Source organism: Acetobacter sp. ESL1128 (assembly GCF_058505085.1).
In genome coordinates this window covers 543660-567872 of record NZ_CP196369.1, presented here as the reverse complement: position 1 = coordinate 567872, position 24213 = coordinate 543660, and the positions used below count along the sequence as shown (strand labels likewise).

Genomic DNA, 24213 nt, shown 5'->3' with positions numbered 1-24213 from the left:
GGCATTCAGGCATTCAGGCATTCAGGTAGATGGTTTTGGTCTGCACATAAGCTTCCAGCCCATGCTGCCCGTCTTCCCCACCAAGGCCACTGTTCTTGTAGCCGTGGTGGAAGCCCTGCGGTTCTTCCCCCGCGCCACGGTTGACGTATATTTCGCCAAACTCCAGTTCACGCGTCATGCGCAGCACCCGACCCAGATCCTTGGTAAACAGATAAGCCGACAGGCCGTACTGGCTATCATTTGCCAGTGCGAGGGCTTCATCAAAATCCCGCACCTTGAGCAGGGACAGTACTGGGCCAAACACCTCGTTTTGCACAATATCCATACCATGCCGCACATTGGTCAGCAGGGTGGGTGCATAATAAGTGCCGTGGTCATAGGCTGGCCCGCTCAGGCGGTGGCCACCCAGCTCCAGCGTGGCACCCTGTGCAATAGCTTTTTGCACCATGGCATCCACTTTTTCCAGCTCCGCCAGACTGACCTTTGGCCCCATATCGGTATCATCCTGCATGGGGTCGTCCACTTTGAGCTTTTCCACGCGTGCACGCAAGCTTTTTGCAAACTGGTCATACACGGCCTCGTGCACGTAGGTCCGCTCGTTGGCGGTGCAGACCTGCCCGCCGTTAAAGAAGCGCGCACTCACCGCAGCGTCCACCGCTGCGTCTATGTCCGCATCTTCCATAACAATAAACGGAGCTTTACCCCCCAGTTCCAGCCGGACTTCCTTCAGATGTTCGGCAGCGGCCGCCATGATCTTTTTGCCCGCAGGGGTGGAGCCGGTCATGGTAATCAGCGGCACGTCCTTGTGGGCCACCAGTGGCACACCCACATCCGGGCCATCCCCTGTTACAATGTTCAGCACACCGGCAGGCAGCCCGGCTTCCTGCGCCAGAGAGGCCAGCGCCAGAGCCGAGAGCGGGCTTAGCTCATGCGGTTTAACAACAATGGTATTCCCCGCAGCCAGTGCCGGGCCGATTTTGCGCGCACACAGGGCCAGCGGAAAGTTCCATGCGGCAATCCCCCCCACAACACCGTGGGGCACACGGTCGATCAGGATTTTTTCTCCCTCACGTTCACCGGGAATAATCTCGCCTTGCAGGCGGCGGGTATTTTCAGCCGCAAAACGCAAAAGCCCTGCGGCAAAATCCACCTCCACCCGTGCTTCTGCAATGGGTTTTCCCATTTCGGAGGTAATGGTGGTGGCGAGTTTTTCCTTGTCACGCACCAGCAAGTTCATCAGGGCGTACAGGTAATCGGCCCGGGCGGAGGCTGTTTTGGCACTCCACGGACCAAAAGCCTTGCGCGCGGCTGCCACGGCCTTGTCCACATCCGCAGTATTACCTTTGGCTGCGGCTGCCAGTGCCACGCCATTGGCCGGGTTTTTAATGGTTACGTAATCGCCGGAGCTAGGCTGAACCCACTGACCGTTGATGAACTGATCATGTTTTTTCAAAGACATTTCCAATAGTCTCCTTACCGTCTGGGTATGATTATTGGGCATGGCACACCACTTTAAAAGTGATGATATGTGAGCCAAAGGCTCACAAAAAATGAACACCTATTCCGCTGGAGTGCCCAGATAGTCCACAAACCGCATAAGCAGCGGGGTTACGCCATCACGCCGCCATACGCTGTACACCGGGGCTTCTGGCAGGTCTGGCGGGGTCATGGCATGCAGCCCCTGCGCGTGGGCTGCGGGCAACATCGCATCAGGGCAGCAGCACACCCCAAGCCCTGCGCGCACGCAGGCAAAAATAACGTGGTAGGATTCAATGGTCTGCACACGCCTTGGTACAACACCGTTCTTTTGCATCCACGCCTCGAACACACTGCGGTAAAAACAGTCCGAGTTGAACAGAAGAACATCCGTGTTTGCCCAGTCTATCTCACCGGGTGATGCAATCTGTGCAGGCGCCACAAGGCGCAGGCATTCCGTAAAAACCAGCCGGCTTTCCAGCAGAGGGTGCTGGATTGGGCCATCGGTCAGGGCCAGATCCACTGCGCGTTCCATCAGCATCTGTTCCAGCGTGTAGCTCGCGCGCTTGAGCACGGTCAGCTCCACATCCGGGAATGTCTGCATGAAAGATGGCAGGCACTGGGGCAGAAAATGCTGTAACGCTACATCCAGCGCCCCCAGCCGGAGCACACCGCGCGGCACATCGGGTTTAAAAAAATGTTCAAGGGCTGAGGCTTTTTGCACAACCTCACGCGCCTGCGCGTAAAATGCCCGGCTAGATGGTGTTTCAACCAGCCGCCCTTTTTCACGCAGGAACAGGGGCTGGCCAACACTCTGCTCCAGCTCCCGCAGCCGGGCCGTTACGTTGGAAGCAACACAGTTCAGGCGGCGGGAGGCAGCCACAACCGAGCCTGCCTCCATAACCGCGCAGAAAAACCTGAGCTGTGCGAGTTTGAGGCTATCCATGCCCCAGCCGCCCTTAAAACTCCTCGTACGTCGCGGGGTCCTGCCCAAAGGAGCGCCCATCGGGGCGGGCCAGAGTGGCAATGTCCTTCATGTCCTGTTCCGTCAGTTCAAAATCGAACACGGACATGTTCTCCACCTGCCGCTCACGGTGCGATGCCTTGGGGATCGGCACGGAACCAACCTGCACATGCCAGCGCAGCACAATCTGTGCCGGGGTTTTGCCCAGCCGTTTGGCAATGCCTGCTATCAGCTCATCAGACAGGATTTTGCCACCCCGGCCAATCGGGCTCCAGCCTTCGGTCACAATACCGTGCTTCTGGTGGTAGGCCCGCATATCGTCCTGCGGGAAGTAGGGCGAAAGCTCGATCTGGTTGATGGTGGGCAACACGCCTGTTTCGGCATGCAGCTTGTCCAGATGTTCGGCCAGAAAGTTACATACGGCAATAGAGCGCACATAACCGCGCTTTTGTGCCTCGATCAGCGCCTGCCATGCCTCCACATACAAACCCTGCTTGGGGTTGGGCCAGTGGATGAAATACAGGTCGTAATAATCCAGACCGGCACGGTAGAGGGATTCCTCAATGCAGGTCAGGGCTTCATCATATTTCTGGTGGCGGCCGGGCAGTTTGGACGCAATGCTCAGTTCCTCGCGCGCACGCCCGCTTTTACGCACGGCCTCGCCCACGGCCCCTTCGTTTTCGTAATTAAACGCGCTGTCCAGCGCACGGTAGCCAACATCAAGCGCACTGAGCATGCCCTGCACGCCTGCTGCACCGTTTAATTTGTATGTACCAAAAGCTATAAGTGGAAAGCTCCGGCCATCGTTCAGGGTTAGTTCAGGAATGCTCACGCCTGCGTTCTCCTTGAGTATGGATGGACCCCGCACAGTCCCCCGCACGGATTAATCTCAACGCTTCTGTGTGCATGAAGGTTCCGCCATTCACAAGGCAGGAACAGGCAGGCCGGGTACGCATGGTAAGCTGGCACACGACAAAAGGCCGTGTGCCAGCACTCCCCTACGCGCTGGTGCGGGCTGCTTTACGGTTATGGGCGATATAGGCCTGCACCGTGCCAAACCCGCTCTCCCACGCATTGAGCAGGCTTTCCAGATGTTCACGGTTGTTCACCAGCCCGCGTGCGATCAGCACCCCCTGCTGGTCAAGCAGGAAGGCTGCTGGCAGCTTGTCCACTTCCAGCGCACGGCCCAGAGCGGGGTCGTTTATAAACAGGGCCGGTGGTGTGGCCGTTTGCTGTGCAAAAAGGGTTTGTGCGGCTGGGTTATCATCCCCCGCCAGAACCAGTTCCAGCTGCTCCTTGGCGCAAAAGCTGCGTGCAATGGGTATAACCTTGCGCGAGATCGGGCAGGTAGCCGACACAAACAGCAGCAGGCGGGGCATGGCCCCACCGGCCAGCCCCATGGCCTGCCCATCCAGCGTTGCAAAGGAGCCTGCGGGGGCCATGTCCCCCGGCTGGGGGCCGCGTGCGTTTGTCAGGGCACCTACGGGCGCGATTTCCTGAAAAAGCCTGCGCAGCCTGAGCACCATGCGATACGCCACAAAAAATGCGGCACACAGCAGCAGGCTCAACATGGCGTTTGCAAGAACAAGAGCCTGCAGGCCTGCCTGTGTCATACCTGCTCCTTCCCGCCCTGTACCGGCGTATCAGTAAGACCAGATGGCATCGCAGCTGAACCAGAACATGTTGTTGGTGCCGTTATTGGCAAAATTGACGTTCGGATCATCCGTGGGAGAAACACGGTTGAACGGGCGTGTGCCATTGAGCGACTTGTCCAGCCGCACTTCGGGGCGGAGAGAGAAGCTGCCGCGCGGCAGTTTGAGGAACTCCGGCCGGTAGGTCACGCCCACGGTCAGTTCCCCATACGTGGTGCCCGGTGCCTGATCATAGGGGTAGCTCCGCCCGCGCAGTTCGTTCACGTAGGACATGGTGGAGGTGTTGGCACCTACAACCTGCCCGTTATTGTCCCGGAAGATTTCACCACGTGCGTTAAAGGTCAGCGAGGGGGAGAAATCATGCGCAAAATAGGTGGTCACGCCGTACACGTCATCCTGCAAATAGTCATCATGGTAATAGGTACCATTGAGCGTGATGGACGTGGTGTCGTTCAGTTTGTACGTAGCCAGAATATCGCCAACATATTCCATTTTCTGGTTGGCTACATTGCCAATGGCATACACGCTCTGCTGCGGACCAAGGTAGGCAATGGCCGCCACATCCAGATTGCCGTCAGCAAGGCCTGTAAGCTGCACGCCAAAATAGCCTTTGGGCCGCTTGTTGTTTTTGGCACCACCAAACGTGGTGGAGTTACCCGCATTAACACCCAGAACCCATGCAACCGTGTCGGTCATATGCCATGTGGCCAGCACGCCTACGGTTTCAAACGGTACAATGTAATCGGATGAATAGTTATAGGAGTAAAAGGGGCGTTCCAGTGCGTCCGTGCCCTCAAAACCCTGAATACCGTATTGCTGGCCAATCTGCAGGTCTATGCCGCCCTTGCTCAGCCAGGGGAGATGCGCATCAATATGGGCCTGTGTTGGCGCCCACTGGTACATGCCTGTCAGGTTGCCATCGCCCATACCAATGGTCGGGTTAAAGCGGGCGTCCGAACCGTACAGCACTTCGAACACAAACCCGATGCCATAGCCCCCGCCAATGTCGGTCGTGGGGTGGGAGAGTGTGCCCGTAATCTGGTTCAGTGTAGCCGTGTTGGCGCGGTCCACGTAGGACTGTGCCCAGTTCCGGCCTGTGTGGGTCCACGGGTTGCCGTTTACGCCGGCTTCGACCACAAGGTGGCCTTCCAGATCATCAAACCATGTATGGTTCTTGGAGGTTTTAAGATTAACCTCTTCCTTGTCCGCCTGTGCTTTTTCCGCAGGGGTTTCTTCCAGCACCAGAGGGCGGGCGGAATCACCGGGAATTATTTTTTCCTGCGCCATGGCGGGCAGCGCCGCCAGTTGCATGGTCAGCCACATCCCAACGGGCAAAGGGCGGCGAAGAAACATACTTTTTTTGCTCCACAGATCAGAACCAAATTATTCAGTAAAACCCGCCGGGCGGGTAAGTATGACAGTTTGCACCGGATACAGGCTGGATAAGGCGTGACCAAAAGTCACTTTAAGTTTTCATGTCACCCGCCAGACCTGCCCCAAGCTGGACCTGCTCCTTGTTGCCGCACCGCCACAAGGAGCACACCGCACTCACCCTTTGCCGGGTGTATGCGCGCAGGCCGCAAGCGAACGTTCGAGCACATGCGCACGCAGGCTCATGAAGTCCGGCCCCGAGAGCGGGTGCGCACGCCATGTGTGCACTTCCGCTGCCGTATAGGGCTTAAAGTTGGGCGGCGTGCTGGTCCCACCCAGTGTGATCAGCACAAAGTTCATGACATCCGCCAGAGTCTGGTCATCGCGGATCAGGGACATGGACACACCTGGCACACGCACCAGATAAGACCGCCCCTCCTCCGTGCAGGCAAAACTGCCTACCGTGTTACGCAGCATGGGCACAAAGGTCGGGCCGGATATGCCCTCAATCCCGTGGCACCCACCACAATGCGAAACATAAACAGACTGCGTATGGCTCAGGGTTGTCGCACCCGGCACGGCATCTGGCACCGCATGGGCACGCGCGGTACCGGCCATAATGGCCAGCACCGCAACGCAGGCAGGCAGAACACAACGCAACAACGCCATGCGCATGCTCAGGAAGCTTTCCCGATCACGGCGGCGGTGGAGCAGTTGTACATTTCCGACGTACCCGTGCCGAAGCACCAGATGATGTCGTTATTGGCCATGGGGCGGTAGGAGGGCTGGTCCCCGTCCGTGCCAAGGCAGGTTACTTCGTTACACGAATCCTGGCCACAGCAGTCACGGTAGGCAATCATGTAGGAATTACCATCCTGCGGGTTGTAGCAGCTCCCAATCCATGATGTGGGGGACGGAGCCGTACCGGGCGGGCAGCTATGAACCCCACCACCGCAGGACGTGCACAGGTTGCCGTCAATGGCGCAATAACGCCAGTAATCGCACGCATTGGCATCCTTGACCTGTGCCTTGGTGCCAAAAGGCGTTGGCGCCTTGGAAGCAGCCTTGCCCGCAGCAGGCGTTGCTGCCGAAGCACGGCTGACCGGCAGCAGCGGGAACAGCGGCACGGCAGCCGCAAGCCCGCCCAGACGGGCCACCACACCACGGCGGGACGTACGCCCTGCAAAGCGGCGCAGCACAGATTCGGTCATACGGTCGAACAGGGAGACATCCTGTTCCGTTTTTTGAGTGTGTTCAGAAGGCAACATGCGCATTCGCTCCTGTATCGGCTGGCGCTGCGGAGTGTGTGGGGGCCACGCCATCCAACACCCCTTCAATCTGCCGCCGCGTATTAACTAGGTCTTTGGCCAGTATGGTGCCGCGCTCATCAAGCAGTACCACCGCTGGCATACGGTTGATTTGAAGAACCAGAGCCAGTTCAACCCCGGTTATAAGTGGAACACCCTGCATTTCTGGCCGGGCCAGCTGCATGGCTTTAAGTTCGGGTTCGGGGCCGTCCCCTACAAACACAAGGTCCAGCCCACGCTCGGCAGCAATCTGGCGCGCAATGGGGGAGACGCGCTTGCACACAGGGCACTCCGCCGCCACAAACAGCAAAAGCTGCCTGCGACCTGCGGGAAGAACATCCCCTACGGTAAAGGGCTGGCCATCCAGCGTATGCAGGATCAGGCGCGGGACCACCTGCCCCACGTCCAGACCGGGCTTGACCTCCTGGTTACCCAGCGGTGCCAGCCGTTCGTGCAGCACACCAATCTGGCGGGCCAGTGCAACCAGCACAACGGCCAGCACAAGCACCAGAACAACCAGAACAGCCTGCCAGAGGCACAACAGCATAATCATGCGCCATGCTCCTGCATGCCGGACCCGGGCACATGCACCGGTGGCAATACCTGCATGGCCTGCCACAGCAGATACAGGCACACGCCCCCTACAACACCCTGCCCCCACAGTACGGGAGCAACCCCATACCCAAAGGCAAGGCCCATGCAGGGCACAAGAGCCAGCACGGCACAGGCCAGAGTGCGCAGCACAACTGCCCAGGAGAGCTTTTGACCAGCCACCCCCGGCGTGCACCCACACGACAGGTCCGTACGGCCGCGCAGCACATTCACGCCCATGGCGCAGGCAAACACGACCAGCAGCACCGCCGCAGCCATGCTACCAACACCTGCCCCAATACCGGAAAACAGCAAAGCAGCGACCCCGATTTCGGCTACAGCCAGTGCCCAGGCCGCACTTTCGTACGACCATGCGGGCAACAGGCGGTAAGCGGCAAGTGTGCCCAAAAACGTGTCATGCGCACGCAGTTTGGCAATACCGGCCACCATAAACAGGGCACCAATACCACCTGCACACAAAGCCGCTACCAGTTGCCCTGTCTCAACGCACCATACGGGTGCCAGAAAAGGCGAAGCCTGCAGGCTCATCCTTCACCCGGCGCAACCGTGAAAATCAAAGACGTACCAAGCCCTTTCATGGTCCGCAGCAGCTTGCCGGTGCGGGCGTCGGAGATAAAGAAGTTGCCATCTTCATCCGCAGTAAACATCAGCGGGCTTGCGTCCTGCGTCACGCCGACCATGGTGCTGGCCACCTTGAGCGGCATACGGCGGATACGCTTGTGCGTGTCCGTGTTGTACACCCAGACTTCGGTCCCGGAATCCTTGTGGGTCCAGAACGTGCCACGGTGCATGAGCACATACAGCTCGTGCGTGTCTTTGTGCAGGGCGGACATCTGCCACCCACCCGGACGCCAGGTGACTTCAAACGGTGCCGTAGCATCGGACCCGGGCTTGAGACCGGCCCCTTCCTGCAAGGACCATGCAGGCTGCACAACACTGTTGGCAGACAGGGTGGTTGGGTAAACCTTGCCGCTATAGCTGATGAAATACGTAGAACCGTCTTTGGCGACACTGGGGCTCTGTTCAAAAATGCCGTCTTTGTCGGGTTCAAAGAACGCAGCGCTGTGGGTTACACTGGCCTTGCCATCTGCCTCGACACTGACATTGCTCAGAGTACCATCACCACACAGGGAGGAAAAACCGGCATTGCCCCAGGCGTATGCAAGGGCGCAGCCGGGAATTTCCACCGTATGGGTAACTTTGTGTTCCTTTGTGTCCACCACCTGCACCGCGTTGGCGGGGCTCATCTGGTACACATAAACCCGTGCGCCATCGGCGCTGATGGCCATGTCGTTCCGCTTGGGGGTCACCAGTGCGCGGGACGGCAGTTTTTCATCCGCAGTCAGCTTGAGTGTCTGGGAATCGTATTCGGCCAGAAGGTCGTTCCGTGCGCCACGGTTGCCGCGTTCCCATGTGGTTTCACCCACATAAAAGTGGCTGGCATCGGGGCTGAGCACCATGTTGGGGTTGTAGGCAGCCTGCACCATACCCAGCAATACGCCACGGTCGGCGTCCACCACATCAACACGGCCATCCTTGTTATGGGTGTAAACCGCGTCTTCCACCAAAATGGTGTGGGGGCTGTAAGGTTTTAGGGTGACCACGTCGCTCTGCTCGGTTTGCAGGACGGGTTCGGCGGCCTGAACGGTGGCTGCTGAAAAAAAGGCCGCACTGCCAAGAAGCAGGCCAAGCCATGATTTGCGGGGGCTAAGAAGGGACATGCAGACCTGTTTTTCTCTCGTTTTCCTTCAGGATTTTCGTATCATAGTCGTTACTGTTGCCTTTTCAACACAAAAATTGCACACATATGTCAACAACCTGACACGACCGGGAACCGACCGCGGAAATCCGGTGGTCGATTTTAAAAATTCCCTTCTTTTTTAAAAAATCGTTGCAAAAGCCACCGCGCGGCAACCCCGTGGGAACCCTTGGCGTGCCAGACCACGGCAAGGGGCACCAGACGGTTGCCTGCATCAAATTGTTGCTCCAGCACCACAATGTCCGGTGCAGCGGGCGATGCCGCCAGAACATGGTCGGATACAAAGGCCCAGCCTATGCCGTGGCGCACCAGTTCCAGAATGACCCAGTGGCTTTCCACCCACCAGACTTCCCCTGCCAGCCGCAGGTAATGCCGCTCGCGCTCCTGCCCACGGGCCGCGACCAGAATCTGGCGGTAGCGTTTAAGCTCCTCCCACGCTACGGGGCCACCCTGTGCCAGCGGGTGGTTGCGCCCGCACACCAGCTTGAGCGGTACCCGCCCAATGGTGCGGAAGGCCAGTTCGGGCGGCATGCGGTGCTGCTGCCACATAACCCCAAGCTGGGCGGCACCATCACGCACCAGCTGGCCGACATCCTCCATGAGTGGAAACAGGATTTCCATTTCCACATGCGGAAAAACCTGTGCAAATTCTGCAAAAACCGGGCCAAGGGCATGCTCGGGGTATAGTTCGTCTATGGCGACAACCAGCTTGTTCTCCACCCCGCTTTCCAGCGAGCGGGCAACACCAATCAGGTGCTCACGCCGTTCCAGCACCACGCGGGCCTCACGCAGCAGGCGTTCGCCATCCACGCTCAGTACGGGGGTGCGCCCTGTGCGCACAAACAGGACAACCCCAAGGTCCACCTCCAGGTTGGCCACATGCGTACTAATGGCCGACTGGGCACGCCCGAGCGCACGCGCTGCCGCGGAAAAAGACCCCGCATCCACCGTGGCCACAAAGGCTTCAAGCTGTTCGAGAGAAACGTTCATCCATCTGTTTTTCCGATAGGTTCCATCTTTTCTTTCCTATCAGGCTCGATAGATTACCGCCATGTCAACTTACTCTTCCAGCCAGCCCCCGGCCATGAGCGCGGCAGGGCTACCCGCACCTCCTGTGGTTCCCATGCGTTCGGGCATGGACCGCCTGCGCCATGTTCTGCTGTTCGAGCTTATTGCGCTCTCCATTACCATTCCGGCTGGTAGCGCCCTGTTTGGCCTGCACGAATCCGCCATGGGCGTTATTGGCCTTGGCAGCGCCATAACCGCCATGGTGTGGAACTACCTGTACAACCTGATTTTTGACCGGGTGATGACCCATCTTTACCGCACCACGCACAAAACCATGCGTGGGCGGCTGGTGCATACCCTACTGTTCGAGGCCGGGTTGCAGGTGGCCCTTGTGCCGGGGATTGCCCTGTACACCCATGCCCCGCTGATGGAGACGTTCTCGCTCTCCCTCTCCCTTGCCCTGTTTTATCTGGTGTACGCTTTTGTCTTCAACATGGCGTATGACCGGGCCTTCCCCCTCCCGCACTAGCCCGCCCTTTGTGGCAGCACGGCAGGGGCACGGCCCCCTGTAATCACTTTTTGGGGCAAATGAGAAGTGCAGCGCACAGAAAGTATTGCGACTAATTCTCATTTATGGTTGAGTGAGGTCAGACTCGTAACCATGAGGTGCAAAGTAATGGTTGTCTGCTCCTGCAACCTACTGACTCATAAAGATGTTGAAGCCGCCGTGGCCGATGGTGCAAACCACCCGCGTGAGATTTATGCCGCCCGCGGGTGCAAGGCCCAGTGCGGCAACTGCGTTAAAGGCGTTGTATGCCTGCTGCGCGAAGCCAAAATGAGGCACATGCAGCAGGCTGAACTGGCCGCCCACGCCGCCCGCCAGCAGAGCGTGGCCATGGCTGCTTCTGCCTGAGCACACGCCAGCCGGGCTTATTCCTGCCCTTTTACCCCGCTTGCACACTCCTCTGGCTTCTGGCACCGATGCAGGCATGAGCGATCCTGTTTTTGTACTTGGCGGCGGTGCCTGGGGCACTGCACTGGCCCTGCATGCTGCCCGCACCGGAGCACAGGTGCACCTGTGGGCACGCAACGCGCAAACCCTACCCAATGGGGCCATGCCGCGCCTGCCGGACTACCCGCTCCCCCCTACCGTTCACCCCTGCTCCGCATTGCCACCAGTTACGCCGCGCTGCGTGCTGGTTGCCGTGCCCACGCAGTATCTGGCCTCTGTTCTGCCCCTGCTGCCCACTGGTGTTGCCGCCATTTTGTGCTGCAAGGGCATAGAACGCCAGACACTGGCTTTTCCGCTGGATATTCTCGCGCGGGAGCGGGCAGATGTCCCCGGCGCTGTGCTGTGCGGCCCCAATTTTGCGCGCGAGATTGCAGCAGGCCTGCCCGCAGCCGCCGTGCTGGCGGCCCCGGACACCGCACGCGCGCAAAGCCTGAGCACCCTGCTTTCCACCCCCCTGTTCCGCCTTTACGCCAGCACGGACTGTGTGGGGGTGCAGCTTGGGGCGGCAGCCAAAAATGTAATTGCCGTAGCCTCGGGCGTGACCATAGGCGCAGGTCTGGGCGAAAACGCACGCGCAGCCCTGATTACCCGCGGACTGGCCGAAATAACCCGGCTGGCTACAGCCCTTGGCGGGCAGGCGGCAACGCTAGCGGGCCTTGCGGGGCTGGGGGATCTGCTCCTGACCTGCACGGGTGCATCCTCGCGCAATTATCAAATGGGGCTTGCCCTTGGACAGGGCATGAACACGCAAACCGCCCTGAACAGCCTGCCCGGCGTGGCCGAGGGGGTAACAACGGCAGCCGCCCTGCAAAGGCTTGCCCGCACCCATGGGGTGGAAACCCCCATAACCGACTGCATTGCCGCCTTTATGGAAGGGCAGATCACCCTGCAACAGGCCACCCACAACCTGCTCAGCCGCCCGCTTAAAAGCGAGGTTTAGCCGCCCGCCCTGCGCACACTCTGTAGCAGGCTACGCTCTGGCAATGCGCGCACCCCGTTTTGTCACGTTCGTGTGAGGGGTGGAGTCTTTGCCCGCATGGGGTTGTATCTGCCCATGCACTTTCCACGTTGGATGCAGCGGTGGGGGAACACCCCGCACCGCAGACTGACATTTATTGGAAAGGCTGGCATTCCCATGACCAAACCCAATGCTTCAGAACGTCACATCAAGGAATATCTTGGCACGCCCACAGACCTGAAGGCCGAAAAGGTCAAGGCTGTGGCCGCAGGTCTGGCCGAGGTTCTGGCGGATGTGTTCGCCCTTTACATCAAAACCAAGAACTTCCACTGGCATATGAGTGGCCGCCACTTCCGCGATTACCACCTGCTACTGGACGAGCAGAGCCAGCAGATTTTTGCCATGACCGACCCTCTGGCCGAGCGCGCACGCAAGATTGGCGGCACCACGCTGCACTCCGTTGGGGAAATCAGCCGCAAAACGGCCATTCTGGATAACGACGCCCTGTACGTCACCCCCGAGGACATGCTGGCCGAACTGCGCGAAGACAACCTGACCCTGACTAAACGCCTGCGCGCGGTGCATGAAATCTGTGATGATGCCCACGATGTTGCCACCGCCAGCCTGCTGGAAAACTGGATTGATGAAACAGAGCGCCGCACATGGTTCCTGTTTGAAACCACCCGCCCGGTTTTTGGCAAAAACGACTGACGGCTGCAGGGGCTAGCGCCCCCACGCAACCAGCCCCGCGCAGGCCATGCGGGGCAATACCGGGCAGGCTGGAGCAGGGCTTACCCCCTACCCCGGCCTTTGCCCGGCTTTAGTGTGCCGCAGGTGCGGGGGCTACGGCCTTCACCCCTTTTTCCGTGCAGTAGCGGGCATAATATTCATCCGCCATGCGCCGCAGGGCCGTACCTATGGCTGCATACTGGTACTCGTTCAGATTGGCGAGCGAGGCCCGGGCCGATGGGCGTTTAACGGCAAAGCCATCACCGGGCAGCAGCACCACGCCTGTTTCCTCCGCAATGCGGAACAGGATGGTCTGGTAGTCCACCTTGGTCATCAACCACCGGGCGAAGCGGCGGCCATAAAGCTGCGTGACCACATTGGCCAGATCAATCAGCGTATAATAGTGGGTGCTGCCGTCATCATCCGGCGCTTTTACGCCCAGATCGCGGTACAGGGCCAGTTCGCGCCGGTGTAGCAGGCGTTTGAGCGCGTTTTTATATGCATCCCGCCCATCCATAAGGGCAAACAGGGCAAACAGCACCATCTGCACCTGCTGGGGGGTGGACAGGCCCGCCGTGTGGTTAAGGGCCACGGTGCGGCTATCGGCCACCAGCCGGTCAATAAACTTCAGGCCGCGCACGTCGGGGGTGAGCGAGGCGTAACGCTTGTCCAGCTCCTGTTTTTCGGCTTCAGGCAGGGCTGCCAGCGCATGGTCCAGCACGTTGTTCTGGTGCATGGCCACAACACCAAGCCGCCAGCCCGTGGAACCGAAATACTTGGAGAAGGAATAAACCAGCACCGTGTTGTACGGGCAAATGGCGTAAATGGACCGGAAATCATCGGCAAAAGTGCCGTACACATCATCGGTGACAATAATCAGGTCCGGGCGTTTTTTGACAATTTCGGCAATGCGGGCAAGCCCTGCATCGCTCATACGGACCGATGGCGGGTTGCTGGGGTTCACCACCAGAAAAATCTTGACCGAGGGATCAAGCAGTTTGTCCAGTTCCTCTGGCGGGTACTGCCACCCGGCCTCGGGGTCGGCATTAATGGCCACTTCCTGCAACTGGTAGTCCCGCAGTTCCGGGATTTCCACGTACGGGGTAAAGACTGGCATGCCAATGGCGGCCTTGTCCCCCGGCCGGATCAGCCCGTTCTCCCGCAGGGAGGCAAAAATATAGCTGATGGCAGCCGTCCCCCCTTCCAGCGCAAACAGGTCTGTCGTGCTTTCGGGCATGGTGCCGCCTGCCATTTCGTGCAGCAGGTAGTGGCGCACCACCTGCTCGGCATAGCGGAGCATGCGGGGTGGGGTCGGGTAGTCACACCCCAGAATGCCCGCTGTGGCTTCTAGCAGGAACGCATCGGCTGGCAGGCCCATCTGGTCACGCACATAAGATAGGGCACGGCGCAGGAAGGCCACGCCGGGCACATCCTTGTTGGCTGCCAGAAATGCCTCAAACCGGGCTTCTATTCCTGCACGGCGGGGCATCCCCCCCACCCCTTCGGCCATATAGGAGAAGGTGAGCGCAGAATCGGCTGCGGCAAACATGCCAAGCTGAAAAAAGCCCTGCCGGGGCAAGGTCGCCAGAAAGTTGGGGTTGCCGCGCCCTGCATCCAGCATGGCCCGCTGTGCTCGCCCCGAGGCCAGCCGGATAAGCTGGTCCTTGAGTTCAAACGGGCTGAGGTGCCGGTATTTCTGAAAGTCGTCGGCTGGGCTGGACATCCCGTGCTTCCTTCAAGCGGATATTCTTGTTGTGGGGAATGTGCATGCACACAAGCGGGAAAACCACCCCCAAAAACGCAGATCGTGCCTGTTTTGTCCTGTTTTTTACCCTTTTATGCCAAAAATGCGCTCTGTCAGACCTGTTCTTCCTCCGGCAGAGGGGCGGTCAGGTGGTCGATCACCGCCAGCAGCACGGCCGTAATGGGGGAGGCAAAAGCAAAGCCCCACATCCCCAGAAAAGCGCCAAATATGGTCTGGGAAAGAATGGTCAGCGCAGGCGGCATGCTGACCGCCCTTTTCTGAATGAAGGGAGACATCACATACCCTTCAAACGCCTGAATAAAGGCATACAGCCCCGCCACCATAAGGGCTTCACGCGGGCTGATGGACAGGGCGATCAGCAAGGCAGGCACTGCCCCGATAAACGTACCCAGATAGGGAATGAAGTTGGCCGTACCCGCAACCAGCCCAAGCGGGAAAGCAAGCGGCATACCCAGCAGGGACAGGCCAACCCATGTCAGCACGCCCACAACGGTCATATCCAGCAGCTGCCCCGCAACCCAGGCAGAGAGCACATGGGCTGTTGTGCGGATCAGCTCACGCGCGGTGCCACGGTAGCGCGTGGGTACCAGCCGCAGCAGGCCATTGGCATACAGGTGGGGGGAGAGCGCAAAATACACCCCCGCAATCACAATAACCACCAGCGTACCTGCCGACCCGAAGGTGGAGGTCAGCACGTTGGTCATGGAGCCTGCAAAATCTATTCCGCCAGCCCCCTCCGACCCAAGGGGGCCGGATGTCTGGTTGCCACCAAAAAAGCGGGGAATGTGGTTGAGCACCGAATGCCCGATCGGGTTTTTGTCCAGTGCGGCATGCAGGGCATCGCGCTCATGGGTCAGGGCCGCATACAGGTGGGAAAGCTGGGTGACCAGCTCGGGGCCGGACACATGCACAACAAACGAAACACCCCCCACAAGCCCGGCAAGGAACAGCACAACCGCCACCCACTGCCGCATGGGCAGCACCCGGCAGATCAACCGCGCGGCACCATGCAGGACCACCGCCACAAGGGCTGCGGCAAACACCACCATAACCACGGCCCCACCCGCGTAAATGAACAGCCCCACACACAGGGCCGCCACCACGGCAATGGCAAGCTGGTAAAAGCGGCGCAGAATACGCCCCAGCTTTTGCACGTTCAGGGCCAGAACGGCTATCTGCTCCGCGCTGGCGGTCCCTGCCGCATCTGCCATGGGGGTGGGGAGCAACCCTTTATACGCACTGGTCTGGCCGGGCTGGTCTGGTGCGGGAGCCTGTTCGCCCTCAAGCATCTGCTGTTCCACTGGGGTTATTTCCTGACATGATCGTGCGCCACATGGTATGTGTGCTTTGTGTGTGGCGGAAAAGAGCTGCCGCAACACCCCCTTTTCTTGCAACACATTCTTGCGTCGCACGGAAAGACCTCGAAATAAAAACACGACACGGGTATAAAACCGCCACATTGCAGATGTGTTTCCCTACCCCTTCCCCTACACCAGCTAACACAAAGCGGATAATCGTTGTCTGAGCCCCCAGCCCCCCGTTCACCCAAAGGTTACCTGAGCAAGGCCCTTACCTTTGCCACCCGTCCTCTGGACATGGCAAACCCTTGCCTGCAGGGGCGTAAACGGCGCTGTGGGCGACCCACGACCGATGTTACGGAAGACCTTGACCAGTATCTGCTGGAAATCGCGGCGGGCCTGTTTGTGCAGCATGGCTACGCGGGCACCTCCATCGACCAGATCGCCCGCAAGGCGTGCGCCAGCAAACAGACAATCTACCGTCGCTATTCCTCCAAGGAAGCGCTGTTCATAGCAGTGGTCACCAACCTGACCGGCTCGGTACTGCGGGCCATGGAACAGACCCCCCTGACCAACCCGCTGGAGGAGCTGCGCCACATCAGCCGCCTGATGCTGGATTTGACCCTCCGCCCCGATGCGCTGGGCACGTACCGGATTCTCATAGCCGACGGGCACCGCCACCCATCCCTGCAACAACAGGCGGTGGCGGCCATTGGCCAGCCTTTCCATAATAATTTTGTGCGCCTGCTCAAAGCGGCGGAGCAGAAAGGCCAGATCAACCCTGGCCATGCCACGGATACCACGGCCCGCCTGCTGACCGGCATGGTTACCGGCTGGCCAATGGAAGACAGCCTTTTTGGCCTTGATCCGCTCAAGACCGAGGAAGAGCGCGATGCTTTTTTTAACGAGGCATGGTCTTTTTTCCTCAACGCCGTAGGGGGGAGGCAGACTGCCCCGGCCCCGCAGCAGGTTCCGGGCTGAGCACACACCTGTGCGCCCCGCCACACCGGGGCTGTATGTTTACCCGGCGCTGCCCGTAATACTGGGGCGGAAGTCCAGCGCAAGCCCGTTCATGCAGTAACGCAGCCCGGTCGGGGGTGGCCCGTCGTTAAAGACATGGCCCAGATGGCCCTCGCACTGCGCGCAGTGGGCTTCCTCCCTGACCATGCCGTGGCTTGTATCACGCCGGGTGGCAACGCCCTGCGGCTCTGCCGCCCAGAAGGATGGCCACCCGCTCCCGCTCTCATACTTGGTGGTGGAGGAAAACAGCAGCGTACCGCATGCCGCACAATGGTAGGTGCCGGGGCGTTTTTCCCCGTTCAGGGGGCTGGAACCGGGGTATTCCGTGCCATGACCGAGCAGAATCTGCTCCTGTTCGGGGGTCAGGGGGGCACGGGGGCCACACCCGCCAGAACTGCAACTGCTGGTCATAACGGTTCCTTTCTGCCTCCAACCGGTGCGGTGCACCAGCCACCCCGCACCGGGGCACTACCTGCTGCCCAGACTACCGCCCGCAAGCCTGCTGCGCCAAGCCCCCGGCCTGTCACACTCGGGCGAGCGCCTCCCCCGGGCAGGCCCGCCACGCGGGGCACGGGAATAGAGGCTTGCTGCCCGCGCGGGCTGTTCCTAAAGTTCGTGTGCGCCATACCAGCCTTACCCCGCACACGGGCTGGCCCGCCCGGTATGGCGTTCCCCCAGCCCTGCCCCACGGCATGAACAGGACCACACCATGAGCCTTACCGATCTGCTGGTCATGCTGGCCTATCTGGCAGCCATGCCGGTTGTGGCCCTTATGCTGGCGGGTCGCCAGTCCTCCCCCACCGCGTACCTGGAAGGGCACAGGGACCTGCCATGGTGGGCGCTGTGCCTGTCCCTTGTTGCAACGGAAACCTCTACCCTGACCGTCATCAGCGTGCCGGGCATTGCCTATGGGTCGGGCATGGTTTTTGTGGGGCTGGCCCTTGGCTACCTTGTGGGCCGGGCCATTGTTGCGTGGTGGTTCCTACCCCTTTACCAGCAGGGGCATATGCTCAGCGCCTATGACTGGCTGGGCCAGCGCTTTGGCTCCACCATGCAGCGGCTAGCCTCCGCCACATTCCTGACCACCCGCCTGCTGGCAGAGGCCGTGCGCCTGTTTGCGGGCATGCTCCCTTTGGCCACCATGCTGGCAGCCCTGCACATACACCTGCCCCAGCCCATGCTGCTGGGGGGCATTATGCTGCTGACCCTGTTCTACACTGTTTGTGGCGGCCTGCGCGCAGTGGTTTGGTCAGACAGTATCCAGTTCGGTCTGTACCTGTTCGGGGCGACAGCCTGCGCGCTGCTGCTCTGGCATGGCGCGCCCGCGGGCACATGGCACAGCCTGCAACAGGCAGGACGGCTGCACCTGTTTGCCCATGGCGCCCCGTTGCTGAACAGCCCGTTTACACCCCTTGCCGCCCTTGCCGGAGGGGCTTTGCTCTCGGTTGCATCCCACGGTACCGACCAGCTGATGGTCCAGCGTGTGCTGGCCGCACGTAGCCTGCGGGATGCGCGGCTGGCCCTTATGGGCAGCGCGCTGGGGGTGGGTGTGCTGTTTGCCCTGCTCAGCCTGACGGGCGTACTGCTCTGGGCACGCAATGGCGGGCTCACACTTGCGCAGGCGGGCTATGCCAGCCCGGATGCCATTTTTCCTGCATATATTGTGCACGACCTGCCACCGGGCCTGCGCGGGCTTATGCTGGCGGGTATTCTGGCTGCCACCATGGGCTCACTCTCGGCTACGCTGTCGGCCATGACCGCCGCCAGCGTGGGGGATTTTGCCCCCCTGTGCGCGCGCGCCGCACGCAGGCTGCGCTGCTCCGCGCTGGGCTTTGCCCGGCTGGTTAGCGTGGTGTGGGCCTGCGCGCTGGTGGCATGTGCGGGGCTGTTTGCCCATGCCAGCCAGTCCGCCATTCTGCTTGGCCTGTCCATTGCCGCGTGCGGGTATGGCCCCATGCTGGGCACGTTTGTTGCGGGCATGGCCATGCCCCGTGTGCAGGCACGCACACTGGCACCGGCCTTTGCACTAAGCGTGCCGTGCATGGTCTGGGCCATGCTGGCCCTGCGCCCCAACGGGCACCCCCTTGCCTTTGCGTGGCTGATCGTACTGGGCGTGATTCTCCTATTCGGGCTAGCCGGCCTGCTCCATATCATGCACCTTAGTCCGTACCCCCTGCCCGCCCGCAACCGGAGGCCAAAATCATGACGACTCAACACACACCAAACCAGCCCCCCCGCACGGAAATGCAGGACCCGCGTTATGACGGACTGGACACATGGCCCACCGCCACCGTGCTGGAAAGCCTGCTGGAAAGCCAGCTCGCGGCCACGGCGGCAGTGCGCTCCGCTCTGGCGGACATGGAGGCTGCCATTGCACAGGCGGTGCCACGGCTGGAACGGGGCGGGCGGCTGTTTTACGTAGGGGCAGGCACATCGGGGCGGATTGGCTTGCAGGATGGTGTGGAACTGATCCCGACCTATGGCTGGCCGTCGGAGCGGCTGGTGCTGCTGCTGGCAGGTGGGGAGGCCGCCCTGTTCAGCCCCGTGGAGGGCGCTGAAGATGATGAGGACGAAGCCCAGCGCGCCATAACCAGCCACACCCCCACGGCTGATGATGTGGTGATCGGCATTGCCGCAAGCGGGAACACCCCCTACACCTGCGCAGCCCTTGCCAGCGCCCGCTTTTGCGGCAGCCTGACCATTGGCCTGTCCTGCACCCCCGCAGCCCGCCTGCTGGCCGAAACCGACATAGGCATCCTGACCGAAACCGGGCCGGAAGTCGTGGCAGGCTCCACCCGCATGAAGGCAGGCACTGCGCAGAAAATCTGCCTCAACCTGCTTTCCACCACACTCATGATCCGCCTTGGCCATACGTGGCGGGGGCATATGGTGGACATGCGCATTGTAAACACCAAGCTGGTGCACCGCGCACTGCGGATGATTACCCAGTTAACCGATTGCTCGGACACACAGGCACAGGCCGCCCTGCTCAAGGCAGATGGGTCCATCAAACTGGCCATACTGCTGCGTCAGGGGCTGGAACCCGCACAGGGGCGTATGCTGCTCCGCCTGTGCGACGGGCACCTGCGCCGGGCACTGGACCTGCTGGCCGTGCAGGCTGCACGTGGCGTAGGTCCCGCCGTCCATAACACCACACCCGCGCCCGAACAGATGCTGTATTAATGCCCCCGGCCCAGACCCTTCTTGCACTCGATGGCGGAGGCACCCATACCCGCGTTGCCCTGATCACGCGGGATGGTGGCCTGCTGGCCCACACCACCGGCCCCGGCTGCAACCCCTATGACCGGCCAGACTGGGCCGAACACCTGCATACCCTGCTGCGCGCACTCCCCCATAACGGCCTGTGCGCGGCCGTACTGGGCATGGCCGGGTATGACGGAGCGCGCCCTTCCTCCCACCAGCAGATGGACGTTGCCCGCGCAGCCCTTGGGCCAGACATCCCGCTGGAACTGGAAAACGATGTGCAGACCGCCCACCGGGCTGCCTTTGCCGGAGGGGCGGGAGTTTTTGTGCTGGCAGGCACAGGCTCCGTAGCGCAGGCGTGCACGCAAGATGGGCACATCACCCGCGCAGGCGGCTGGGGCTGGCTGTTTGGGGATGAAGGGGGCGGCTACTGGATTGGCTGCCAGGCCCTTAACCACGCCGCCCGTTTTCTGGATGACCCCACAACACCCTTTGCGCCCTTTGCACGCGCCGTGCTGCATGCGCTGGAACTGCCCAGCCACGGCCCCAACGCCGCCGACGCCTTGCGCGAGTGGCTACGCACCCGCCCCCACCCACGCTCCGCCGTGGGAGATGTGGCCCCCATAGTCCATGCACTGGCCCAGACGCATGACCCCCACGCTCTGGCCATACTGCATGCGGCGGCCGCGCATCTGGCCGATCTGGCGCATACGGCCTGCCGCGGCCTTGTGCTGCCCCCCCCTGCTGCACCCACCAGCCCTCCGGCTGAACAGCCCCTGAAAGGCCTGCCGTGGAGCTATGGCGGGAGTGTGATGACCAGCGCGGTCGTCCGTGCGCGGGTGAGCACACTGCTGGGCCAACCCGCAACTCCTCCCGCCCTGCCCCCACTGGGTGGCGCCGCCCTGCGTGCAGCCCAGCTGGCAGGCTGGGAGGTAGATGCGGCATGGGTGCACAGGCTTGCAACCTCACTTTCGGTGCAAAACACACAGCCATGATTGCTCACTTTTTCAAATCCATCCCGGCCAGAACACTGCTCCTGTGTGGCCTTACTCTGGCAGGGAGCACACCCTGTGTGGCCATGGCGCAAAATGCGCTGGACGCATCCCCCGGCACGCCCCAACTGGCTTTTGTGCGCAATAGCGTGCGCCTGCCGCTGGTCATGCCAGCACCGGCTGTTCTACAGGCATCGGGGGCTGCCTTTGCCTTACCCCAAAGCCTGACCCTGCACTGGAACAGCCCACCAACCCCGCTGTTGCTCCGGGCTGTAGAGCGGTTGCGTACCCGGCTTTGCATACTGGCAGGCAGGCCCATTATGTTCACTCAGGCCCCACCTCCACCGGGTGGGCTTGTGCTGAACATCAACACCCCCAAGGACATCACATTCCCCAGCCCCACCATGCGTGAGGGCTATACGCTGGATGTTGCCCCCACCGGCATAACCCTGAATGCACAAGGGGTGGCCGGAGTGCTGCATGGCCTGACCAGCCTGAGCCAGCTTGTACGGCAGGAACGCGATGGCCCCGTGCTGGCACAGGCCTATATTGAGGATACCCCGCGCTTTGCCTGGCGTGGGCTTATGCTGGATACCAGCAGGCACTTCATGCCTCTGCCCGACCTGCTGCGCCAGCTGAACGCCATGGAAATGGTCAAGCTGAACGTGCTGCACATCCACCTGTCCGATGGTGCCGCCTTCAGGGTGGAGAGCAGGGTTTTCCCGCGCCTGCACACACTTGGCAGCCATGGGCAGTATTACACGCAGGAACAGGTTCGCCAGCTTGTGCGCGAGGCTGCGGACAGAGGTATCCGTGTGGTGCCCGAGTTTGATACACCCGGCCACAGCTACGCCATGCTGCTGGCATACCCGCGCTATGCCGCCAACGCCCCGCTCAACACCACCGACCGGGCCGAGATCAACCGCGCAGCCCTCGACCCCACCAACCCGGCTACACTCAGCTTTGTAAACGCCGTGTACGCAGAAATGGCGGGCCTGTTCCCCGACCCCGTTTTTCACATCGGGGGAGACGAGGTGGTGGCAAAGCAATGGGCGCAATCCCCCCACATTGCCGCGTATATGAAGCAGCACCACATAGCCTCGGTTGCGGCCTTGCAGGCGGATTACACCCGCCACGTAGCCCACGCCCTGCGCCTGCGTGGCAAAACTGTTATGGGCTGGGATGAGGTACAGGAAGCCGATATTCCCCCTGACACCATTATAGAAAGCTGGCGCGGCCCCGCCCATACCGCACAGGCCACAACCGCTGGCCATGACACGGTTATTTCCGGCCCCTATTATCTGGACCGCCTGCTCCCAGCGAGCGCTTACTACACCACAGACCCGCTGGACATGCGCAAGGATGCGGCAGAAGCACAGGCAGCAGCCCAGACCACCGGCCCCAACCCGCCCGACACCCCGCCAACACCCACCGCCCCCCCGGCAAAGGCGGAGGACGCCCCTCCCCCCCCCCTGAATGACGCACAAAAAGCCCATGTGCTGGGTGCGGAAGCCGCCTTGTGGACCGAGGTTGTCTCCCCCGACATGCTGGATGCACGCATATGGCCACGAGCAGCAGCATTGGCCGAGCGGTTCTGGTCCGCGCCGGAACAGTGCGATGCCACAACCCTGTACCCCAGACTGGCCATTATGGCAGACCGGCTGGACCTGCTGGGGCTGGAGGCCCACGCCAACACCCGGCGCATGCTTGAGCGCCTTGCTCCGGGGGAGACTGAGGCCGCTGCCGTGCTGCTTCAGGCGGTCTCACCCGTGCGTAATTACGCCCATAATCATGAGTTTTTACAAATCCGGCATAAACAGACCGCCACCTTGCAACAGCTCGGCACCCCGGCGGATATTGCCAGCCCAGACAGTTTTGAGGCTGAAACCTTTAATACCGAAGCCAAAGCCTTTATTGCGGGCCATACCGAACTGCGCCATGAGCTGGAAAATACACTCACCCGCTGGGCCAGTAACGACAGCGCCTTTGCCCGCGCAGCAGCCCATAACACGGGGTTGACCCCGGCATTGGCAGCCTCGGCCCAACTGGCCGATCTGGCCCGTGCGGGGCTAGCCGCACTCGGCACCAGCCGCACACTAAACTGGCGCGAAAACGCCCGCACCGCACTGCTTGCTGCCAAAAAGGACATAGCGGCCTCGGCCAGTATTCATGTCGTGACCAATACCCCCCAGCCCGAAGGGGACCTGATCCAGCGGATCGTCCCCGGGGTGGAAGTCTTGCTTGATCAAACTATTCCCTAGGCTCAGGGTCCATTGATATAAGCAGCAGGATGTGATTCAGGCTCCTTGAGGAGACTGAAGGTGAGTGATCTGTATTGACTGCGGACGAGCAGATGGATCGTCCATAGCTTTTTTCCCGAAGAGCCATGACAAACCTCGCGTTGATGACGGTCGTGTGTTGAGCGGGATCATTTTCGCGAATAGAAATGGTCTGCGCTCGCATGATCCGCCCCGGGAATACGGTCCACACAAGACGCTCTACAGCCGCTGGAAACGCTGGGTGCCATGGGGATATTCATCCGCATGATGGAGGAACTGGCTACCGGCAAAACAGAGCCTCAGACGATCATGATTGATGCGACCTATCTCAAAGCCCATCGTGCAGTTTCGAGCCTGCGGTTGAAAAAGAGGGCCCCGGCCGTCTGACCGGATGGACCAAAGACGGAATGAATACGAAATTGCATGCCGTCACCGAGCGGAACGGACATCCGCTCGACTTCTTCATAACAGTAGGCCAGATCAGTAATTACACTGGTGCTACAGCCCTGCTGGATGGTCTCCCACCAGCCGAATGGATGCTAGGAGACCGGAGCTATGACGCTGACTGGTTCAGACATGCCTTGGAGGAGAAAGTAATCAAACCCTGTATTCTTGGCCGAAAATCTCGTGGAGATCGGTCAAATACGACAAGAGGAAATACAAGCACAGCAACCTTATCGAGATTATGTTAGGCAGGCTTAAGGACTGAAGGCGGATCGCAACATGCTATGACAGATGCCTGATCGTCTTCTTCTCGGCACTCTGCCTCGCCGCAACCATCTTGTTCTGGCTATGAGTCCTAAGCCT

At 60.7% G+C, this 24213-nt stretch carries 23 protein-coding genes and 1 pseudogene; 10 read left to right on the top strand and 14 right to left on the bottom strand.

Translation table 11 applies throughout. The features are described 5' to 3' along the window. Window positions 1–13: 13 nt before the first annotated feature. From aldA to ACSYTG_RS02675, 11 genes are all read right to left on the bottom strand, one after another. Window positions 14–1459 (bottom strand): aldehyde dehydrogenase, encoded by a 1446-nt coding sequence (gene aldA, locus ACSYTG_RS02725; protein WP_489783769.1) that lies wholly within the window; start codon window positions 1457–1459, stop codon window positions 14–16. Between the two features lie 99 nt (window positions 1460–1558). Beyond that, window positions 1559–2422, bottom strand: coding sequence for a LysR family transcriptional regulator (locus tag ACSYTG_RS02720; RefSeq protein ID WP_489783770.1), 864 nt, complete (start codon window positions 2420–2422; stop codon window positions 1559–1561). A gap of 13 nt (window positions 2423–2435) precedes the next feature. After that, on the bottom strand, window positions 2436–3272 hold the full coding sequence (locus tag ACSYTG_RS02715; protein WP_086646574.1) for an aldo/keto reductase: 837 nt from the start codon (window positions 3270–3272) through the stop codon (window positions 2436–2438). A gap of 166 nt (window positions 3273–3438) precedes the next feature. Further along, window positions 3439–4038 carry a thioredoxin domain-containing protein gene (locus tag ACSYTG_RS02710; protein ID WP_095349972.1) on the bottom strand — a complete coding sequence of 200 codons (600 nt, stop codon included), beginning with the start codon at window positions 4036–4038 and terminating at the stop codon, window positions 3439–3441. 45 nt (window positions 4039–4083) lie between these two features. Continuing rightward, window positions 4084–5445 carry an outer membrane beta-barrel protein gene (locus ACSYTG_RS02705; RefSeq protein WP_086646573.1) on the bottom strand — a complete coding sequence of 454 codons (1362 nt, stop codon included), beginning with the start codon at window positions 5443–5445 and terminating at the stop codon, window positions 4084–4086. Between the two features lie 195 nt (window positions 5446–5640). Then, the gene (locus ACSYTG_RS02700; RefSeq protein WP_233129134.1) at window positions 5641–6132 is read right to left on the bottom strand and encodes a c-type cytochrome; all 492 of its coding nucleotides are present in this window, start codon (window positions 6130–6132) and stop codon (window positions 5641–5643) included. A gap of 8 nt (window positions 6133–6140) precedes the next feature. Further along, a complete protein-coding gene (gene mauA, locus ACSYTG_RS02695) occupies window positions 6141–6731 on the bottom strand; it encodes a methylamine dehydrogenase (amicyanin) small subunit (protein ID WP_086646666.1) in 591 nt (196 codons plus the stop codon). Beyond that, the gene (locus ACSYTG_RS02690; protein ID WP_158093044.1) at window positions 6718–7323 is read right to left on the bottom strand and encodes a redoxin family protein; all 606 of its coding nucleotides are present in this window, start codon (window positions 7321–7323) and stop codon (window positions 6718–6720) included. The genes mauA and ACSYTG_RS02690 overlap by 14 nt, the downstream gene beginning before the upstream one ends. Further along, window positions 7320–7910: a MauE/DoxX family redox-associated membrane protein gene (locus ACSYTG_RS02685; protein ID WP_489783771.1), complete on the bottom strand. Its 591-nt coding sequence runs from the start codon at window positions 7908–7910 to the stop codon at window positions 7320–7322. Before ACSYTG_RS02685 ends, ACSYTG_RS02690 begins: the two co-directional genes overlap by 4 nt. Beyond that, the gene (locus ACSYTG_RS02680) at window positions 7907–9103 is read right to left on the bottom strand and encodes an amine dehydrogenase large subunit (RefSeq protein ID WP_086646570.1); all 1197 of its coding nucleotides are present in this window, start codon (window positions 9101–9103) and stop codon (window positions 7907–7909) included. Before ACSYTG_RS02680 ends, ACSYTG_RS02685 begins: the two co-directional genes overlap by 4 nt. A gap of 140 nt (window positions 9104–9243) precedes the next feature. Then, the gene (locus ACSYTG_RS02675) at window positions 9244–10131 is read right to left on the bottom strand and encodes a LysR family transcriptional regulator (protein WP_086646569.1); all 888 of its coding nucleotides are present in this window, start codon (window positions 10129–10131) and stop codon (window positions 9244–9246) included. Between the two features lie 61 nt (window positions 10132–10192). On the opposite strand from ACSYTG_RS02675, the gene ACSYTG_RS02670 reads away from it, so the two are divergent. The 4 genes from ACSYTG_RS02670 to ACSYTG_RS02655 all read left to right on the top strand — a co-directional run bounded on the left by ACSYTG_RS02670 (window position 10193) and on the right by ACSYTG_RS02655 (window position 12830). Beyond that, the gene (locus ACSYTG_RS02670; RefSeq protein WP_415420581.1) at window positions 10193–10678 is read left to right on the top strand and encodes a PACE efflux transporter; all 486 of its coding nucleotides are present in this window, start codon (window positions 10193–10195) and stop codon (window positions 10676–10678) included. A gap of 147 nt (window positions 10679–10825) precedes the next feature. Further along, window positions 10826–11062 carry a (2Fe-2S)-binding protein gene (locus ACSYTG_RS02665; RefSeq protein ID WP_086646664.1) on the top strand — a complete coding sequence of 79 codons (237 nt, stop codon included), beginning with the start codon at window positions 10826–10828 and terminating at the stop codon, window positions 11060–11062. Window positions 11063–11138: 76 nt separating this feature from the next. Then, the gene (locus ACSYTG_RS02660; protein WP_489783772.1) at window positions 11139–12101 is read left to right on the top strand and encodes an NAD(P)H-dependent glycerol-3-phosphate dehydrogenase; all 963 of its coding nucleotides are present in this window, start codon (window positions 11139–11141) and stop codon (window positions 12099–12101) included. Between the two features lie 195 nt (window positions 12102–12296). Continuing rightward, window positions 12297–12830 (top strand): Dps family protein, encoded by a 534-nt coding sequence (locus ACSYTG_RS02655; RefSeq protein WP_086646663.1) that lies wholly within the window; start codon window positions 12297–12299, stop codon window positions 12828–12830. 109 nt (window positions 12831–12939) lie between these two features. On the opposite strand, the gene ACSYTG_RS02650 is transcribed toward ACSYTG_RS02655, so the two are convergent. Together ACSYTG_RS02650 and ACSYTG_RS02645 are read right to left on the bottom strand one after the other, a co-directional pair. Next, complete coding sequence (locus ACSYTG_RS02650) at window positions 12940–14571, bottom strand: bifunctional aspartate transaminase/aspartate 4-decarboxylase (protein WP_415424249.1); 1632 nt, start codon at window positions 14569–14571, stop codon at window positions 12940–12942. A 134-nt stretch (window positions 14572–14705) separates the two neighbouring features. Further along, window positions 14706–15902, bottom strand: a complete 1197-nt coding sequence (locus ACSYTG_RS02645) for an AI-2E family transporter (protein WP_489783795.1) — start codon at window positions 15900–15902, stop codon at window positions 14706–14708. 228 nt (window positions 15903–16130) lie between these two features. Between ACSYTG_RS02645 and ACSYTG_RS02640 the strand changes: the two genes are divergently transcribed. Next, window positions 16131–16892, top strand: coding sequence for a TetR/AcrR family transcriptional regulator (locus ACSYTG_RS02640; protein ID WP_086646566.1), 762 nt, complete (start codon window positions 16131–16133; stop codon window positions 16890–16892). A 39-nt stretch (window positions 16893–16931) separates the two neighbouring features. Here the strand turns inward: ACSYTG_RS02640 and msrB are convergent, their stop codons facing one another. After that, on the bottom strand, window positions 16932–17342 hold the full coding sequence (gene msrB / locus ACSYTG_RS02635) for a peptide-methionine (R)-S-oxide reductase MsrB (protein WP_086646565.1): 411 nt from the start codon (window positions 17340–17342) through the stop codon (window positions 16932–16934). Window positions 17343–17640: 298 nt separating this feature from the next. Between msrB and ACSYTG_RS02630 the strand changes: the two genes are divergently transcribed. From ACSYTG_RS02630 to ACSYTG_RS02610, 5 genes and pseudogenes are all read left to right on the top strand, one after another. After that, on the top strand, window positions 17641–19137 hold the full coding sequence (locus ACSYTG_RS02630; RefSeq protein ID WP_086646564.1) for a sodium:solute symporter: 1497 nt from the start codon (window positions 17641–17643) through the stop codon (window positions 19135–19137). After that, the gene (locus ACSYTG_RS02625) at window positions 19134–20114 is read left to right on the top strand and encodes an N-acetylmuramic acid 6-phosphate etherase (RefSeq protein ID WP_086646563.1); all 981 of its coding nucleotides are present in this window, start codon (window positions 19134–19136) and stop codon (window positions 20112–20114) included. The genes ACSYTG_RS02630 and ACSYTG_RS02625 overlap by 4 nt, the downstream gene beginning before the upstream one ends. Further along, the gene (locus tag ACSYTG_RS02620) at window positions 20114–21130 is read left to right on the top strand and encodes an N-acetylglucosamine kinase (RefSeq protein ID WP_489783773.1); all 1017 of its coding nucleotides are present in this window, start codon (window positions 20114–20116) and stop codon (window positions 21128–21130) included. Before ACSYTG_RS02625 ends, ACSYTG_RS02620 begins: the two co-directional genes overlap by 1 nt. Before the next feature lie 83 nt (window positions 21131–21213). Then, on the top strand, window positions 21214–23388 hold the full coding sequence (locus ACSYTG_RS02615; RefSeq protein ID WP_489783796.1) for a beta-N-acetylhexosaminidase: 2175 nt from the start codon (window positions 21214–21216) through the stop codon (window positions 23386–23388). Window positions 23389–23480: 92 nt separating this feature from the next. After that, a pseudogene (locus ACSYTG_RS02610) lies at window positions 23481–24202 on the top strand (IS5 family transposase). Window positions 24203–24213 lie beyond the last annotated feature (11 nt).

What these genes read in the sequence shown, in the direction of transcription:
- ACSYTG_RS02655 (WP_086646663.1), top strand. Translation starts at nt 12,297, where the DNA reads ATGACCAAACCCAATGCTTCAGAACGTCACATCAAGGAATATCTTGGC.
- msrB (WP_086646565.1), bottom strand. Translation starts at nt 17,342, where the DNA reads ATGACCAGCAGTTGCAGTTCTGGCGGGTGTGGCCCCCGTGCCCCCCTG.
- mauA (WP_086646666.1), bottom strand. Translation starts at nt 6,731, where the DNA reads ATGTTGCCTTCTGAACACACTCAAAAAACGGAACAGGATGTCTCCCTG.
- ACSYTG_RS02620 (WP_489783773.1), top strand. Translation starts at nt 20,114, where the DNA reads ATGCCCCCGGCCCAGACCCTTCTTGCACTCGATGGCGGAGGCACCCAT.
- ACSYTG_RS02630 (WP_086646564.1), top strand. Translation starts at nt 17,641, where the DNA reads ATGAGCCTTACCGATCTGCTGGTCATGCTGGCCTATCTGGCAGCCATG.
- ACSYTG_RS02720 (WP_489783770.1), bottom strand. Translation starts at nt 2,422, where the DNA reads ATGGATAGCCTCAAACTCGCACAGCTCAGGTTTTTCTGCGCGGTTATG.
- ACSYTG_RS02675 (WP_086646569.1), bottom strand. Translation starts at nt 10,131, where the DNA reads ATGAACGTTTCTCTCGAACAGCTTGAAGCCTTTGTGGCCACGGTGGAT.
- ACSYTG_RS02705 (WP_086646573.1), bottom strand. Translation starts at nt 5,445, where the DNA reads ATGTTTCTTCGCCGCCCTTTGCCCGTTGGGATGTGGCTGACCATGCAA.
- ACSYTG_RS02660 (WP_489783772.1), top strand. Translation starts at nt 11,139, where the DNA reads ATGAGCGATCCTGTTTTTGTACTTGGCGGCGGTGCCTGGGGCACTGCA.
- aldA (WP_489783769.1), bottom strand. Translation starts at nt 1,459, where the DNA reads ATGTCTTTGAAAAAACATGATCAGTTCATCAACGGTCAGTGGGTTCAG.
- ACSYTG_RS02615 (WP_489783796.1), top strand. Translation starts at nt 21,214, where the DNA reads ATGGCGCAAAATGCGCTGGACGCATCCCCCGGCACGCCCCAACTGGCT.
- ACSYTG_RS02665 (WP_086646664.1), top strand. Translation starts at nt 10,826, where the DNA reads ATGGTTGTCTGCTCCTGCAACCTACTGACTCATAAAGATGTTGAAGCC.
- ACSYTG_RS02690 (WP_158093044.1), bottom strand. Translation starts at nt 7,323, where the DNA reads ATGATTATGCTGTTGTGCCTCTGGCAGGCTGTTCTGGTTGTTCTGGTG.
- ACSYTG_RS02700 (WP_233129134.1), bottom strand. Translation starts at nt 6,132, where the DNA reads ATGGCGTTGTTGCGTTGTGTTCTGCCTGCCTGCGTTGCGGTGCTGGCC.
- ACSYTG_RS02645 (WP_489783795.1), bottom strand. Translation starts at nt 15,902, where the DNA reads ATGCTTGAGGGCGAACAGGCTCCCGCACCAGACCAGCCCGGCCAGACC.
- ACSYTG_RS02685 (WP_489783771.1), bottom strand. Translation starts at nt 7,910, where the DNA reads ATGAGCCTGCAGGCTTCGCCTTTTCTGGCACCCGTATGGTGCGTTGAG.
- ACSYTG_RS02670 (WP_415420581.1), top strand. Translation starts at nt 10,193, where the DNA reads ATGTCAACTTACTCTTCCAGCCAGCCCCCGGCCATGAGCGCGGCAGGG.
- ACSYTG_RS02680 (WP_086646570.1), bottom strand. Translation starts at nt 9,103, where the DNA reads ATGTCCCTTCTTAGCCCCCGCAAATCATGGCTTGGCCTGCTTCTTGGC.
- ACSYTG_RS02650 (WP_415424249.1), bottom strand. Translation starts at nt 14,571, where the DNA reads ATGTCCAGCCCAGCCGACGACTTTCAGAAATACCGGCACCTCAGCCCG.
- ACSYTG_RS02625 (WP_086646563.1), top strand. Translation starts at nt 19,134, where the DNA reads ATGACGACTCAACACACACCAAACCAGCCCCCCCGCACGGAAATGCAG.